This is a genomic window from Burkholderia sp. E168m22, assembly GCF_001319805.1.
Taxonomy (GTDB): domain Bacteria; phylum Pseudomonadota; class Gammaproteobacteria; order Burkholderiales; family Burkholderiaceae; genus Burkholderia; species Burkholderia orbicola.
Map to the genome: position 1 here is coordinate 1 of NZ_BBSK01000121.1, position 13,912 is coordinate 13,912.

The 13,912-nt window shown below is 67.5% G+C and carries 14 protein-coding genes and 1 pseudogene; 4 read left to right on the plus strand and 11 right to left on the minus strand.

Annotation, left to right across the window (positions count from 1 at the left end; genetic code table 11):
* Window positions 1–225: porin (locus AP428_RS28445; RefSeq protein ID WP_156349355.1), on the minus strand; the 225-nt coding region annotated here is incomplete at its 3' end.
* A 594-nt stretch (window positions 226–819) separates the two neighbouring features.
* Between AP428_RS28445 and AP428_RS28450 the strand changes: the two genes are divergently transcribed.
* A complete protein-coding gene (locus AP428_RS28450) occupies window positions 820–1,626 on the plus strand; it encodes a MetQ/NlpA family ABC transporter substrate-binding protein (RefSeq protein WP_011694873.1) in 807 nt (268 codons plus the stop codon).
* Between the two features lie 157 nt (window positions 1,627–1,783).
* Here the strand turns inward: AP428_RS28450 and AP428_RS28455 are convergent, their stop codons facing one another.
* The 4 genes and pseudogenes from AP428_RS28455 to AP428_RS28470 all read right to left on the minus strand — a co-directional run bounded on the left by AP428_RS28455 (window position 1,784) and on the right by AP428_RS28470 (window position 6,058).
* Window positions 1,784–2,899 (minus strand): succinylglutamate desuccinylase/aspartoacylase family protein, encoded by a 1,116-nt coding sequence (locus AP428_RS28455; protein WP_011548995.1) that lies wholly within the window; start codon window positions 2,897–2,899, stop codon window positions 1,784–1,786.
* Window positions 2,900–3,121: 222 nt separating this feature from the next.
* Complete coding sequence (locus AP428_RS28460) at window positions 3,122–3,904, minus strand: ABC transporter substrate-binding protein (protein ID WP_011548996.1); 783 nt, start codon at window positions 3,902–3,904, stop codon at window positions 3,122–3,124.
* 226 nt (window positions 3,905–4,130) lie between these two features.
* The gene (locus AP428_RS28465) at window positions 4,131–5,051 is read right to left on the minus strand and encodes a LysR family transcriptional regulator (RefSeq protein WP_011548997.1); all 921 of its coding nucleotides are present in this window, start codon (window positions 5,049–5,051) and stop codon (window positions 4,131–4,133) included.
* A gap of 60 nt (window positions 5,052–5,111) precedes the next feature.
* Window positions 5,112–6,058, minus strand: a pseudogene (locus AP428_RS28470) (GlxA family transcriptional regulator).
* Window positions 6,059–6,164: 106 nt separating this feature from the next.
* Between AP428_RS28470 and AP428_RS28475 the strand changes: the two are divergent.
* A complete protein-coding gene (locus AP428_RS28475; RefSeq protein WP_023475797.1) occupies window positions 6,165–6,473 on the plus strand; it encodes a DUF3817 domain-containing protein in 309 nt (102 codons plus the stop codon).
* Window positions 6,470–6,871 (plus strand): CopD family protein, encoded by a 402-nt coding sequence (locus tag AP428_RS28480; protein WP_011549000.1) that lies wholly within the window; start codon window positions 6,470–6,472, stop codon window positions 6,869–6,871. Before AP428_RS28475 ends, AP428_RS28480 begins: the two co-directional genes overlap by 4 nt.
* Before the next feature lie 9 nt (window positions 6,872–6,880).
* Here the strand turns inward: AP428_RS28480 and AP428_RS28485 are convergent, their stop codons facing one another.
* From AP428_RS28485 to AP428_RS28495, 3 genes are all read right to left on the minus strand, one after another.
* A complete protein-coding gene (locus tag AP428_RS28485; RefSeq protein ID WP_011549001.1) occupies window positions 6,881–7,474 on the minus strand; it encodes a hypothetical protein in 594 nt (197 codons plus the stop codon).
* A 202-nt stretch (window positions 7,475–7,676) separates the two neighbouring features.
* Entirely contained in the window at window positions 7,677–9,065 is a 1,389-nt protein-coding gene (locus tag AP428_RS28490; protein ID WP_011549002.1) for an NCS2 family permease, read from the minus strand.
* Between the two features lie 529 nt (window positions 9,066–9,594).
* Window positions 9,595–10,272 carry a TetR family transcriptional regulator gene (locus AP428_RS28495; protein WP_011549003.1) on the minus strand — a complete coding sequence of 226 codons (678 nt, stop codon included), beginning with the start codon at window positions 10,270–10,272 and terminating at the stop codon, window positions 9,595–9,597.
* Window positions 10,273–10,320: 48 nt separating this feature from the next.
* Between AP428_RS28495 and AP428_RS28500 the strand changes: the two genes are divergently transcribed.
* Window positions 10,321–10,986 (plus strand): O-methyltransferase, encoded by a 666-nt coding sequence (locus AP428_RS28500; RefSeq protein ID WP_011549004.1) that lies wholly within the window; start codon window positions 10,321–10,323, stop codon window positions 10,984–10,986.
* A 122-nt stretch (window positions 10,987–11,108) separates the two neighbouring features.
* On the opposite strand, the gene AP428_RS28505 is transcribed toward AP428_RS28500, so the two are convergent.
* The 3 genes from AP428_RS28505 to AP428_RS28515 form a co-directional block, all read right to left on the minus strand.
* Window positions 11,109–11,627 (minus strand): DUF3455 domain-containing protein, encoded by a 519-nt coding sequence (locus tag AP428_RS28505; protein ID WP_011549005.1) that lies wholly within the window; start codon window positions 11,625–11,627, stop codon window positions 11,109–11,111.
* 138 nt (window positions 11,628–11,765) lie between these two features.
* On the minus strand, window positions 11,766–12,710 hold the full coding sequence (locus AP428_RS28510) for a cyclase family protein (protein ID WP_054928431.1): 945 nt from the start codon (window positions 12,708–12,710) through the stop codon (window positions 11,766–11,768).
* A 19-nt stretch (window positions 12,711–12,729) separates the two neighbouring features.
* Window positions 12,730–13,845: an alkene reductase gene (locus tag AP428_RS28515; RefSeq protein ID WP_011549007.1), complete on the minus strand. Its 1,116-nt coding sequence runs from the start codon at window positions 13,843–13,845 to the stop codon at window positions 12,730–12,732.
* Window positions 13,846–13,912 lie beyond the last annotated feature (67 nt).

Consider the following 13,912-nt stretch of genomic DNA (forward strand, 5'->3'; position numbering starts at 1 on the left):
CAGGCCGCCGCCGAGGTCTTCGGTGCCGCGCAGGCCCCAACGGCTGCCCTGGGCCACGCCGTCGTCGTACTTGAACAGCTTGCCCGTGCCGCCGTTGGCGGTCTTGCTGTGGTTCACGTAGCTGATACCGGCATCGATGACGCCGTACAGGGTCACGCTGCTTTGTGCGTGCGCCGTGCCGGCCGTTGCTGCCAGGGCGGCGATGGTCAACAGTTTCTTGTTCAAAGGATTCTCCGAGCGAATAAATGGCGTGTCCAGTTGCGGTTCCGGCGCTCTCTATGGGCGCTTTCACGGACCGGCGCAACTTTATCGGCGGGCCACGTAATGAATATGACAGCGACTGTCATATGAAGAATGTGTGGTGCCGATGCGACATTAGGGCCTGCTTGCATAGGGAACGTGCATGCGTTGCCACGAGAACGGCCGCTCGCGAGGCGCGCGACGCCGCGAATACTCGCGTATTCGCAAGGAGCGCAACGCGGCGAGCGGCCGTTCTCGTGGCAACCCCAAACTAAAAATTCAATCCACGGGAATGCCTGAAATCGCCCGCATGGCGGCGTCGTTCGTCGCTTGTTTGGCGCGGCCAAACGGCGCTCCTCACTCCTGGCCCTGCGAGCGATTTCAGGCATTCGCATGCACGTTCCCTATGCAAGCAGGCCCTAAATTCTGCCCGGTTGTGCCATTGGTGGTTATACCGAATTCGCCTGTCATTCGATTCCGATCCGGAATATGCACATGAAATAAGCTTGGTTGGCAGCGTCCGGAGCCTCGTGCCACGATCCGTCCTCCAACAATTGACACGGGACAAGAGGACACCACATGCGACGTTCGATCCTGACCGGCCTCGGCGCACTCGCCGCCGCGCTGGCATTCGCCGCGCCCGGCGCGCACGCCGACTCCCAAACGCTGAAGATCGGCACGATGAGCGGCCCCGACGCGCAAATCTGGACCGAAGTGACGAAGGTCGCCGCGCGCGAAGGCCTCGCGATCAAGGTCATCGAATTCAACGACTACGTGCAGCCGAACGCGGCGCTCGATGCGGGCGACCTCGATGCGAACGGCTTCCAGCACCAGCCGTTCCTCGACAGCCAGATCAAGCAGCGCGGCTACAAGATCGTCAACGTCGGGCTGACCTACACCGCGCCGATGGGCTTCTATTCGAAGAAGATCAAGTCGCTGAAGGATCTGCCGGTCGGCGCGAAAGTCGGGATCCAGAACGATCCGTCGAACGGCAACCGCGCGCTGCTGCTGCTGCAGAAATACGGCGTGATCAAGCTGAAGCCGGGCGTCGGCGCGAACGGCGTGAACGCGACGCCGCTCGACATCGCCGAGAACCCGAAGAAGATCAAGATCGTCGAGCTCGATTCCGCGCAGTTGCCGCGCGCGCTGCCCGATGTCGACGCCGCGTCGATCAACACCGATTACGCGGTGAAGGCCGGACTCACGCCGGTGAAGGATGCGATCGCGATCGAGGATCTGCGCGGCCCGTACGCGAACCTGATCGCGGTGCGCGCGCAGGACAAGGACAAGCCGTGGGTGAAGAAGCTCGTCGCGGCCTATGAATCGGACGACGTGCGCAAGTTCATCGACCAGAAGTTCGGCGGCGCGATCGTGCCGGCGTTCTGAACTTCCTTCGCACGTAGCAGCGGCCGGCGGCGCGGTATCGGCCGCCGACGCGCGCTCCGGAAAGCAAATCGCCCGCGTAAGCGGGCGATTTCGTTTGATGCAGCCGATGACGTGCGATGCGCGCCGCGGCCCGGCGTGCGGGCCGCGCCCAGCCGGTTCAGGCCGACAGCAGCGACCCAGTGCGGATCGCGGTCGCGCCGGCGATGCGCGCGACTTCCATGCCGGCCGTCGCGAAGCGCACGACCTGACGCGCATACAGCACGCCCGACACGCTGCTCTTCAGCGTGACGACGCGATCGGTCAGCGGATCGACGATGTCGGCCACGGCCTGGCCGGCCTCGATCATCGCGCCGACCGGCGTGCGGAACACGATCACGCCCGACACCGGCGCGACGAGCGGATCGGTGCCCGCGAGCGGCGTGGCCGGATGCGCGAGCGGCGGCAGCGGCGCCGGCGTGCCTTCGACGATGCCGCGCTCGGTCAGGTATTCGACGATCGCCTGCGCATCCTTTTCGGCGAACTCGTACGACACGTCGCGTTCGCTGCGCAGTTCCACCGTGACGGAAATCGCGCCGTTCGGGATCGGGAAGCGGTCGCCGAAGCGGTTGCGCAGATCCGACCAGCAGAAGCTGTGGATTTCGTCGAACGGGTTGCCGACCGAATTCAGCGCGAGCAGCGACGCCTTGGCATCGAGATAGCGCGCCAGCGGCTCGACGTCCGCCCACAGATCGGGATTCGTGTAGAGGTGCATCACCGCATCGCTGTCGCAGTGCAGGTCGAGCACGATATCGGCGTCGAACGACAGCTTCTGCAGCGCGAGGCGTTGCGAGTCGAGTTCGGTGCGCGGCTTCTGTTCGTCGAGCGCTTCGCGCATCGCGGTGCGTACGGCGGCCAGATTGCGCTGCGCGTCGTTCGTGAGGTGGTGTTCGACGCGCGGCAGCACGAGCGCCGCGAGATCGTAGAAATTGCGGTTGAAGTTCTGCATCGAGCCGAGCTCGAAGCGGCCGAGGTGATCGCCGAACACGTGTTGCGACAGGCCGATCGGGTTGGGCACGGGGACGATGACGACTTCGCCTTGCAGCTTGCCGGCCGTCTCGAGCGCGGCGATCTTGCGGCGCAGCAGCGTGGCGACCAGCATGCCGGGCAGCTCGTCCGCGTGCAGCGACGACTGGATGTAGACCTTCTTGCCGCCGCGCGGGCCGTAGTGGAAGCTGGTGATCTGGCGTTCGGTACCGACGGCGGGGGAAATCAGCGGATGGGTCTGCGTTTGCATGATGGGGGAGTGCGGCGCAGCCGCGAGTGATCCGTGTGCTTGGAGGATCGATTGTACGTTGCCTTCCTCGCCGCCATCAAACCGGCGCCAGAGCACGCAGTTTTCCGTTGAGAATCATCAGGTTGGCGCGGAAAAAATAACGTCGTCCGCGTCGCGCGCAAAAAAACGGGCTCCTTGCGGAGCCCGTTTCCATCATGCCGAATCGTGCGTCGGTCGGCCGGATTACTTGCCGTAGACGTCGAAATCGAAGTACTTCTTCGCGAGCTTGTCGTACGTGCCGTCCTTGCGCATGCCGGCGATCGCGCCGTCGATCTTCGCCTTCAGGTCGGTGTCTTCCTTGCGCAGGCCGATGCCGGCGCCGTTGCCAAGCGTCTTCGGATCGTCGAGGTCCTTGCCGGCGAAGTCGAAATTCGCGCCGCGCGGCGTCTTCAGGAAGCCGATCTCGGCTTGCACCGCGTCCTGCAGCGCGCCGTCCAGACGGCCGGAGATCAGGTCGGCGTAGACCTGGTCCTGGTTCTGGTAAGGCACGATGTTGACGCCCTTCGACGCCCAGTGCGCCTTCGCGTAGGTTTCCTGGATCGTGCCCTGCTCGACGCCGACCGACTTGCCCTTCAGCGATTCGGCCGTCGGCTGCAGGTTCGCGCCCTTCTTCGTGACGAGGCGCGTCGGCGTGTTGAACAGCTTCGACGAGAACGCGATCTGTTCGGCGCGGGCCGGCGTCATCGACATCGACGACAGCACGCCGTCGAACTTGCGGGCCTTCAGCGCCGGGATCATCCCGTCGAAGTCGTTTTCGATCCACACGCATTTCGCGTTGATGCGGCGGCAGATCTCGTTGCCGAGATCCACGTCGAAGCCGACCACCTTGCCGTCGGCGCCTTTCGATTCGAAAGGCGGGTAGCTTGCGTCGACGCCGAACCGCACGGTCGACCAGTCCTTCGCGTATGCACTGCCGGCCGATACGGCGAGCAGGGCCACGGTCACAGCCGCAAGAATCTTTTTCACTCGGTGACTCCTCGTTTTGTTCGATGGGTGCGCGGTTGTGCCGCGCCGTAAGCCTTCGGCCCGTCGCGGCTTCGCGTCGGACAGTCCGTTTCGCCCGCCCGATGGGGGCGCGCGACGTGCGGAAGATTATCAAGACAAAATACCGGCAGGGCGCCTAGGACAAGCCCCGATACCGGGCCCGGCGGCGGCGCGTCGGATGCGCCGCCGTTTCACACACAGGAACGATTCAGCCGAGCGTTTCGTTGACCGCGCGCTGCAGGCACGTGACGAAGTGCGACACGGCGGGCGTGGGCAGCAGGTCGCGCCGCGCGATGATCGACAGGTCGAAGCGCGGCATGCTTTCGTCGAGTTCGGCCGTGCGAATGCCGAGCGGCGCGACCATCGCGGCGAGCGGGCGCGTGAAGCAGCCGATCACGTCCGAGCGCGCGACGAGCCCGAGCGTCACCGCGAACGACATCGGCGAGCGCAGCAGACGTTTCGGCAGCGGCAGCCCGTGCGCCTCGAACATCCCGACCATCACGCTGTGCGGGAACTGCTCGGCGCCGACGGTGACGATCCACTCGGCGTCGAGCAATTCCTCTAACCGGCGCGCCTGCGCGAGCGGATGACCGTCGCGCATCACGATCGTGAATTCGGTCGACAGCAGCGGCAATTGCGTGAAATCGCGGTCGAGCGCGGGCACATGGTGCATCGCAGCGATGTCGAGCGTGCCGTTGCGCAGTTGCGCGAGCGCGTCCGGCACCGTCATTTCCTCGAGATGCAGGCTGACGTTCGGCATTGACTGGCGAAACGCCGTCACCGCGTGCGGCAACGCGGTCAGCGCGATCGACGGCATCGTGCCGACCGCGACGCGGCCCGACATCTCGCCTTTCACCTGCTCGACGGCCTCGACCGTGCGGCGGACGTCGCCGAGCAACTGCTCGGCGCGCGGCAGCAGCGCCGCGCCGCAGGCGGTCAGCTCGACGCCGCGCACGCTGCGCACGAGCAGTTCCGCGTTGAGCGCCGTTTCGAGCTCGCGGATCGTGTGCGTGATTGCCGGCTGCGTGACGCCGAGCTCCCGCGCGGCGGCGCGCAGGCTCTTCAGGTGCGCGGCGGAGACGAATGCCTGGAGCTGCGCGATGTTCAGGGGATTGCGGATGCGGGTCATCGGTCGGGTCCGGTTGGTGCGAGCGGGAGCGGTGGGTTCGGGGGCCGAGCCCGCTGAAGGTCACGCATCGGCGCGCGCGCGGAATGCCTGCCGATAGCGCTGCGGCGACGTGCCGACGATACGCGCGAAGCGTTCGCGAAACGCGGTGACCGAACCGAACCCGGCTTCCGTCGCCACGTGTTCGATCGACAGCTCGGTCACCTCCAGCAACTGCTGCGCATGCCGCACACGCGCGGTCTGCAGCCATTGCCCGGGCGACGTGCCCGTCTGCTCCTGGAAGCGCCGCGTCAGCGTGCGCACGCTCGTCGACGCCTTGCGCGCGATCGCGTCGAGCGTCAGCGGCTGGCGCAGGTTCGCGTGCAGCCAGTCCATCAGGTCGTGCAGCCCGTCGCCGCCGGCCGGCCATTCGGGCGCGATGAACTGCGCCTGCCCGCCTTCGCGCACGCGCGGCGCCACCGCGCTGCGGGCGGCGTCGACGGCGACCGCCGCGCCATAGTCGGCCTGGATCATGTGCAGGCACAGATCGAGGCCGGCCGCCGCGCCGGCCGAGGTCAGGATCTGGCCGTTGTCGACGAACAGCACGTTCGGATCGACGTCGACGTTCGGTAGCGGCGCGCGAGTTCGGCGGCCGCGAGCCAGTGCGTCGTCGCGCGCAGGCCGTCGAGCAGCCCGGCTTCCGCGAGCACGAACGCGCCGCTGCAGATCGATGCGATCCGGCATCCGCGCGCGGCCGCCGCGCGCAGCGCGTCGAGCACGCGGCGCGACGTGGGCGCGAGCGGCACCGACGTGCCGGGGACCATGATCGTGTCGGCGTCGGCCAGCGCATCGAGGCGAAACGGCGGGCGCAGCTCGAACAGCTCGCCGCCGACGCGCGGCTGTTCGCTGCACACGCGCACGCGGTACGCCTGCTCGACATTCGGCGCCCGCACGCGCGCGAACGTATCGCAGGCGACGCCCAGATCGAACGGCACGACATCGGGCAAGGCGAGAACGGCGACCGTGTGCATGGCGTTCGAGGCTGTGGCCAGAATCCGTTGAAAGATGTCATTCTAGCCAATGGCTCGACTCGGCGCCACACGCGACAATCGCGGCGGACCACCTGGAGGCCTGCCGATGAAACAAGACGATCGCAACGCGTTGCGGAACCTGCAATACCTGTCGCTGCTGGAGGCGACCACGCTCGTCGTGCTGGTGTGCGTGGCCGTGCCGCTCAAGCATCTGGCCGGCTATCCGGTGGCGGTATCGATCATGGGTCCGGTTCACGGCATCGCGTTCGCGATGTACGTGTGGGCGGTGGTCGGCACCGCGTCGAGCGGGCTATGGAGCAAGGCCGAGGTCGCGCGGCTGGTGCTGTCGGCCGTCGTGCCGTTCGCGGGGCTGGCGAGCGCCGGCTGGATCGCGCGCAGGCGGCACGCGCGATGATCTACCTGATGCTGAAGGCCGTGCATCTGGCCGCCGTCGTCACGTTCGTCGGCGGGCTGTTGTTGTCGTCCGTCGCGGTGCGTATTGCGAATCTCGCCGTGCATCGCGCGGTGCGGCGCTGGGATCGCGCGGTGACGGCGCCTGCGCTCGCGATCGTCTGGATCGCCGGCATCGCGCTCGCGCTGAGCGGCCACTGGTTCGGCGCCGCGTGGCTGTCGGTGAAGCTTGCGCTCGTCGTCGCGCTGTCGGTGCTGCACGGGGTCCTGGCCGGCACGCTGCGGCGCATGGAGCGCGACGACCTCGTCGTCGTGCCGGCGCCGTGGCTCGGGCACGCGGCCGGCGTGGTGATCGTCGTGATGGCGCTCGTCGTCGGGCTGGCCGTGATCAAGCCGTTCTGATGGCGCGAATCACGCCAGAGCGATTTCCACTGCCGCCAGCGTACGACGCCGAATCCAGCCGCTCCCCAGCCGGATCGCGAGCCAGTACGGTGTGAACAGCGCGCGCGTGCGCGCGCTCGGGCAATGGACGAAGGTTTCGGTGCGCAGGATGTGCGCGCCCGACGCGAGCCCGACCACCTCGAACCGCAGCACCAGCTTCGCATCACGCGGGTCGTCGTGCCGGACGAAGGCGTCGGCATCCGCGAGGGGGCGCACGTCGGGCGTCGGGCGCCAGAAGCGGCCGACGAGGCCGAGCGACAGCGACGTGTCGTCACGGTGGAGCGGCGTGAAGGTGTCGAAGCCGAAGCGCGCGCGTTGGGGGCGGGCCGGCGCGTGGCGTAGCGCGCCGGCGATGGCCGCCGGGAATTCACGCACCGTCAGCAGCGTGTCGATGACGGGATCGGCGCGCATGTCGAGCGACGCGACGACGTCGATGATGCGCGCGGGCGGCGCGCCGATCGGCTGCGATTCGTGCACTTCGTGGAAGCCGAACGACGGAATGAACGGCGGCTTGCGCGCCGAGGCCCGGGTGCTCGATTCGGAGACGATGCCGAGTGTGTTCATCGCGACTCCTGAAGGCAAAACGCGATCGTAGCACCGGGCGCGAACGGGTGTCGCGCCGTTTGCGCGCAGCGCGTCGCACCCGCAAAAAAAGCCTGGAAACTCGCGTTCCCAGGCTGGAGACCATCAACGAGGATGGTGGAGGAGACGATACCGTCCCGATGCGCGCCGTCCTTCTGCCGGCGACGTCGCGCAGGTCTCGCGCTCAGATGGCCCAGCCGCCGAGATAGAACGTGACGAGCACGGCCGCGATGAGCACGGTGCCGACGTTGAGCTTGCGGAATTCGCCGCTGGCGACGCGGCCGATCACGAGCGTCGAGAAGCCGAGCATGATGCCCGTCACGATGTTCGCGGTCAGCACGATGAACACCGCGCACACGAGGCCCGACATCGCGTCGACCATGTCGTCCATGTGCAGCTTGCTCACGCTGCCGAGCATCAGCAGGCCGACGTACATCAGCGCCGGTGCGGTGGCGTACGACGGCACGAGGCCCGCGAGCGGCGAGAAGAACATCACGACGAGAAACAGCAGGCCGACCACGGCCGCCGCGAGGCCCGTCTTCGCGCCGGCGGCCACGCCGACGCTCGACTCGATGTAGGCCGCCGCCGGCGCGCCGCCGAGGAAGCCGGAGAAGATCGAGCTGATCGAATCGGCGGTCAGCGCACGGCCGCCGTTGATGATGCGGCCGTTCCCCTCGAGCTGGCCGGCTTGGCCCGCAACCGCGCGGATCGTGCCGGTCGCGTCGAATACGGCGGTCATCACCAGCGCGAGCACGCTCGGCAGCACGGCCATCGACAGCGCGCCCTTGATGTCCATCGCGCCGATCAGCGACGCGTGGCCCGGTGCGCTGAGCGACGGCAGCGCGAAGATGCCGCGGTACTTCACGCCCGGATCGAAGATCAGGCCGAACACCGAGATCGCGATCACGACGAGCAGGATGCCGCCCGGCACGCGACGCTTTTCGAGGCCGAAGATCGCGGCGAGGCCGACGACCGACATGATGACCGGGAACGCGGTGATCTGGCCGAGCGAGACCGGCAGGCCGGCGCCCGGGTTCTTGATCACGAGGCCCACGTCGTTCGACGCGATCAGCAGCAGGAACAGGCCGATGCCGATCCCGGTGCCGTGCGCGACGCCCGCGGGCAGGTTGCGCAAGATCCACGAACGCACGCCGGTGACCGAGATGCCGGTGAACACGAGCCCCATCAGGAACACCGCGCCGAGCGCGACCGTCGGAGGCAGCCCCTTGCCGAGCACGAGCCCGAACGCGGTGAACGCGGTCAGCGAGATCGCGCAGCCGATCGCGATCGGCAGCTTCGCCCACAGGCCCATCAGCAGCGAGCCGAACGCGGTGGTGAGGCACACCGCGACGAACACCGCGCTCGTGTCGAAGCCGGCCTTGCCGAACATGCCGGGCACGACGAACACGGAATAGACCATCGCGAGGAAGGTGGTCACGCCGGCAATGATCTCGCGGCGCTGCGTGCTGCCGCGCGACGAAATGCCGAAGTACCGGTCGATGGCGCCGTTGGCGCCCAGGCCGGGTTCTTCCGCGCCGACGCCGACTGTCGGCTGCACCGGGGTATCACTCATGAGCTTGCTCCTTTATCAGCATGCTGAAACGGCTCGTCGCGAACCGTCGTCAGGGTGTCTCGTATCTGGTTGGATTGATCGGCAACGTCGTGGGGACGCATGACGCGTGGTGTGTGTCGTTACGGGCGAGTCGAAACGATCGCGAGGGTGTCGCGTCGTGCGACGCGTTGCGGTGTCGACCCCGTCACGTGTGCTTTGCCGTAGCGAAGGTTAGGCGAGCCGCCCATCACGTCCCATCGGGGGAAGAGCATGCAGCGCATGTCGCAGCGCTTATATCGGCGTGCGACGGGGCTCCGTCGCGCCGGCCCGCGTGTATACGCCTAGTTCGAATCCGTTAAGGCGACTATTTGAATGCAGGGTCGGCGGGCAGCGCGCAAGCGGGCGAGGCACTGGATTTTACGAATTGCTTTCAGAATGAGGCCGGAAGCCGGCGCGAACCGGGGCGGGTGACGGGATTCGCCGCCGCGCAGAACCTGCATCCGGACGATACGACTGGCGCGCGTGCGCGGTTTCCGTGTCGGCGCGGGCCTCAATCGTGCGCGAGATGCGCGAGATACGCGCAGAACATGTCGGCCATCGCGGCCGAATAGGCGTCGATTTCCGCCGGCGTGCGCGCCGTTTCGGAGAACGCCTTGCCGCCCGTGGTGAGCGTCGTCAGGATCAGCTCGCACGCGAGCGCATGCGTGGCGTCGGACACGTCGGGCAGCGCTTCGCGCATGAACGCGCTGAACGCCCGGTTGCCCTCGGCCTTCACGTCCTGCGCCTCGGGGGCGTCGCGATAGAGCGGGGCGGCATCGTCGAGGGCGATCCGCATCGGCGCCTCGTCGCATTCCGAACGGATGAACGCGTGGACGGCGGTGCGCAGCCGCTCGGGCGGCGTCTTCCGCGTGTCTTGCAGTATCCCGCACAGCATGTCGTGCGTCTGCCGCCACTCGTCGTGCTGGAGCCGGAACAGTACGGACGCCTTGTTCGGGAAGTACTGGTACAGCGAGCCGACGCTCACGCCGGCCCGCTCGGCCACGCGCGCCATCGTGAAGCGCTGCGCGCCTTCACTCGCCAAAACCTGAATAGCCGCCTGCAGGACGTCCTCGACGAGGCGGGTCGAGCGCGCCTGCCGAGGCTGCTTGCGCGTGGCGATCGGGGCGTTTCGGCGGTCGGTCATGAGCGATTTGCCAATGCGAATAGTAAAACCTGAATAGTTCGTCATATTCTAGTCGGGTGCACTGACGCACTCAACTGCTACCGGAGATATCGCATGACCACCCTGATGCTCGACCCGCTGGCTTCGCTGCTGGCGCGCCTGTTCGACGAAGCCGATGCGTCGTCGCCCGCGACGAGCCCGGCCTTCGCCAACGTGTCGCGCGACGAGCAAGCGCGGCTGATGCGCAGCAAGACGGACTACGCCGATCTGTATGCGCGCCTGAAGGATTACCCGCTTCCCGTGTCGCGCGAGACGGGCATGCTGCTGTACATGCTCGCGCGCAGTGGCGGCGCGAAGGCAATCGTCGAATTCGGCACGTCGTTCGGCATTTCGACGCTGCATCTCGCGGCCGCGCTGCGCGACAACGGCGGCGGGCGGCTGATCACGAGCGAGTTCGAGCCGTCGAAGGTCGTGCGCGCACAGGCGAACCTGGCGGCGGCCGGATTGGCCGATCTCGTGGAGATTCGCGAAGGCGATGCGCTGCGTACGCTGGCTAACGATCTGCCGGATGCGGTCGATCTGCTGCTGCTCGACGGAGCGAAGGCGCTGTATCCGGAGATTCTCGCGCGGGTCGAGCCGCGGCTCAGGGCGGGCGCGTTCGTCGTGGCCGACAACGCGGAATACAGCCCCGACTATCTTGCTTACGTGCGCGCACCGGAAAACGGCTATCTGTCGGTGCCGTTCGGCGGCGACGTCGAATTGTCGATGCGGACACGCTGACCAGACGGAACGAGGGTGCCGGTGATTTCACGCTTCCCCGCATCAAATATAGGATGGCTGATTAAATCGACGCATGACGAAAGGCGACGGGATGACGCCCGTCGCTTGCGACGTCGTGCGCATCACTTCAGGAACACGTAGCGCGCGAAGTACGGAAAGCGGCCGACCGCATGCTCGGTCGTGCAGGTCGCGGCCGGCGGCGTACCGCCCGCGGTGTCGAGCCGCTGCACGAAGCGCACGCCGGCGAGCGTGCCGGTTGCGGCCGGCGTCGCCGCGAGCAGCAGTTGCGGAACGCTGGCCGTGTTTGCGCTCGGCACTTCCGCGAGCTTCTTGCCGGTAATGCGGCTGCCGTCGAGCGCTTCCCACGACGGCCCCGCACCGTGCCGCACGACGAGCGTGCCGCTTTCATCGAACAGCATCGCCTCCGGGCGCTTGAAGGCCCACGCGAGCCGGTGGTCGGCGTCGTATTCGCACGCATAGATCTGCACGCCGGTCGCGGTGGTCGCCAGCACCGGCGTGGCCGGCGCCGGCGGCGCGAGGCCGGCGGCCTCGTCGGCGTGGGCGGGCGCGGTGAAAGCCGCCAGGGAAAGGCCGGCCGCAAGGGCCAGCAGCATGTCGCGTGTCGGGGAGCGGCTTGGCATGACGGGGCGTCCTTTCAGGTCGGGTGACGGTCGTATGGCGTCGATCCCGTCAACGTTAGACGCCGATCGCACAGGCTGCAATGCAGAAATGACAATCGCGGCGATAGTCGCCGCGATTGCCGCAGGGCGGGCGCGCGATCAGCGGATGACCTGCGTCGAGCCGACGTACAGCGGCTGGCCGAGCACGAACAGGAATTCCCATGCCTTGTCGCGCACCAGCGCACGGCTGTCGATCAGCTCCAGGTTGTAGATGCCGCGCTTCGCGAGCATGTACTGGTTGACCGGGAATTCGTCCTGCGTGTGCGGATTCGGATAGACCTCCGACGCCCACGTGTCGCCGCCGAACGCGACGATCCCCTGGTCGGCCAGCCACTTCGCGGCTTCCATGCCGATGCCCGGCTCGACGTCGAGGAACTGCTTGTCGTCCTTGCCGATCAGCTCGAGCCAGCCGGTGTTGAACAGCACGACGTCGCCCTTGCGCAGCGTCAGCTCCTGCTTCTTCAGCACGGCCTGGATGTCGGTGACCGTGAATTCGGTGCCGCCCGGCACGATCGGCTTGCCGTAGTAGGCGGTCATGTCGAGCACGACGCCGCGCGTGACGATCGGCGGCACCTTCTCGACGCCGAGCTTCTTCACGCCGTCGACGGTCACGAAATCGGCCGCGCGGTTGCCGTTGTAGTACACGTTGTCGATGCCGATGTGGCCGATGCCGTTCAACTGCGTGCCGACGCCGGTCCATGCGTTGACGAGTTCGTCGTTGAACGTGAACTTGTTCGGGCCGAGGCTCTTGCCGGCCTGCTGGCCGACCTGCACGTTGTACAGCCGGAAGCTGCGATGGCGGAACGCCGGCAGGTGCTTGTCCACCGGCACGGCCAGCGGATAGGTCTTGCCGGCCTTCACGAGGCCGACCGCCTGCTTGATGACGTCGGGCGTCAGCAGGTTGGCCGCGCCGATTTCGTCATCGGCGCCATACACGGACGGATACCAGTCGGCCGCCGGGGCGGCCGGCGCGGCGTGCTCCGCCTGGGCTGCCGCGAGCGGCAAAATCGCGGCGAGCGCGAGCCGGGCGAGCGTTGCTTTCATTTCAGATTCCTGTCTATCGTTATGCCGCGGCCTGCGCGAGCGTCGGGTAGTCGGTCAGGCCGTGGGCGCCGCCGCCGAACAGGGTGTTGCGATCGTGCGGTGCGAGCGCGGCGCCGGTGCGCAGCCGCTCGGGGAGATCGGGGTTCGCGACGAACGGGCGGCCGAATGCGACGAGGTCGGCCCAGCCGGCGGCGATCGCTTCGCGGGCGCGCTCGGCGGTGTACGCGCCGGCATAGATCAGCACGCCCGGGAACGCGGCGCGCAATTGCTGCTTGAAGGCGACCGGCATCAGCGGCGCGTCGTCCCAGTCGGCTTCCGCGATGTGCAGATAGCCGACGCCGAGTTCGCCGAGCAGCTTCGCGGCGGCGAGGTAGGTGGTTTCCGGGTCGTCGTCGACGCAGCCGTTCAGCGTGGTCAGCGGGGCGAGACGGATGCCGACGCGCGACGCGTCGCCGGTCCCTTCGATCAGCGCCTGCGTGACTTCGCGCAGGAACCGCAGCCGGTTCTCCAGCGAGCCGCCGTACGCATCGGCGCGCGTGTTCGCGTTCGAGTCGATGAATTGGTTCACGAGGTAGCCGTTCGCGCCGTGCAGCTCGACGCCGTCGAAGCCGGCTTCCATCGCATGACGGGCGGCAGTGCGGTACTGGTCGACGATCTCGCGGATCTCGTCGATCGACAGCGCGCGCGGCTCGGACGCCTGCACGAAGCCGGGCGTGCTGCCGTCTTCACCGGCGATGAACACGTTCACGCCCTTCGCCTGGAGCGGCGACGACGATACGGGCTGCTGGCCGCCGAGCAGGCTCGTGTGGCTCAGCCGGCCGACGTGCCACAGCTGCGCGAAGATGCGGCCGTGCGCGGCATGCACGGCGTCCGTCACCTTGCGCCAGCCGGCGACCTGCGACGGCGTGTGGATGCCGGGCGTCCACGCGTAGCCCTTGCCGAGCGGCGCGATGTAGGTGCCTTCGCTGACGATCAGGCCCGCACTCGCGCGCTGCGCGTAGTACGCGGCCATCAGTTCGTTGGCTTCGTCGCCGGGCTGGCTCGCGCGCGAACGCGTCATCGGCGGCATCACGATGCGGTTCGGCAGCGTCAGCGCGCCGAGTCGCAGCGGTTGGAAAAGCGGGTCCTGGGTCATGATGGATTCCTGTCGGTGCCGCGGCCGGCGGGCCGCGGATGGGTCATATCGGATGAAGCCGCCGCGT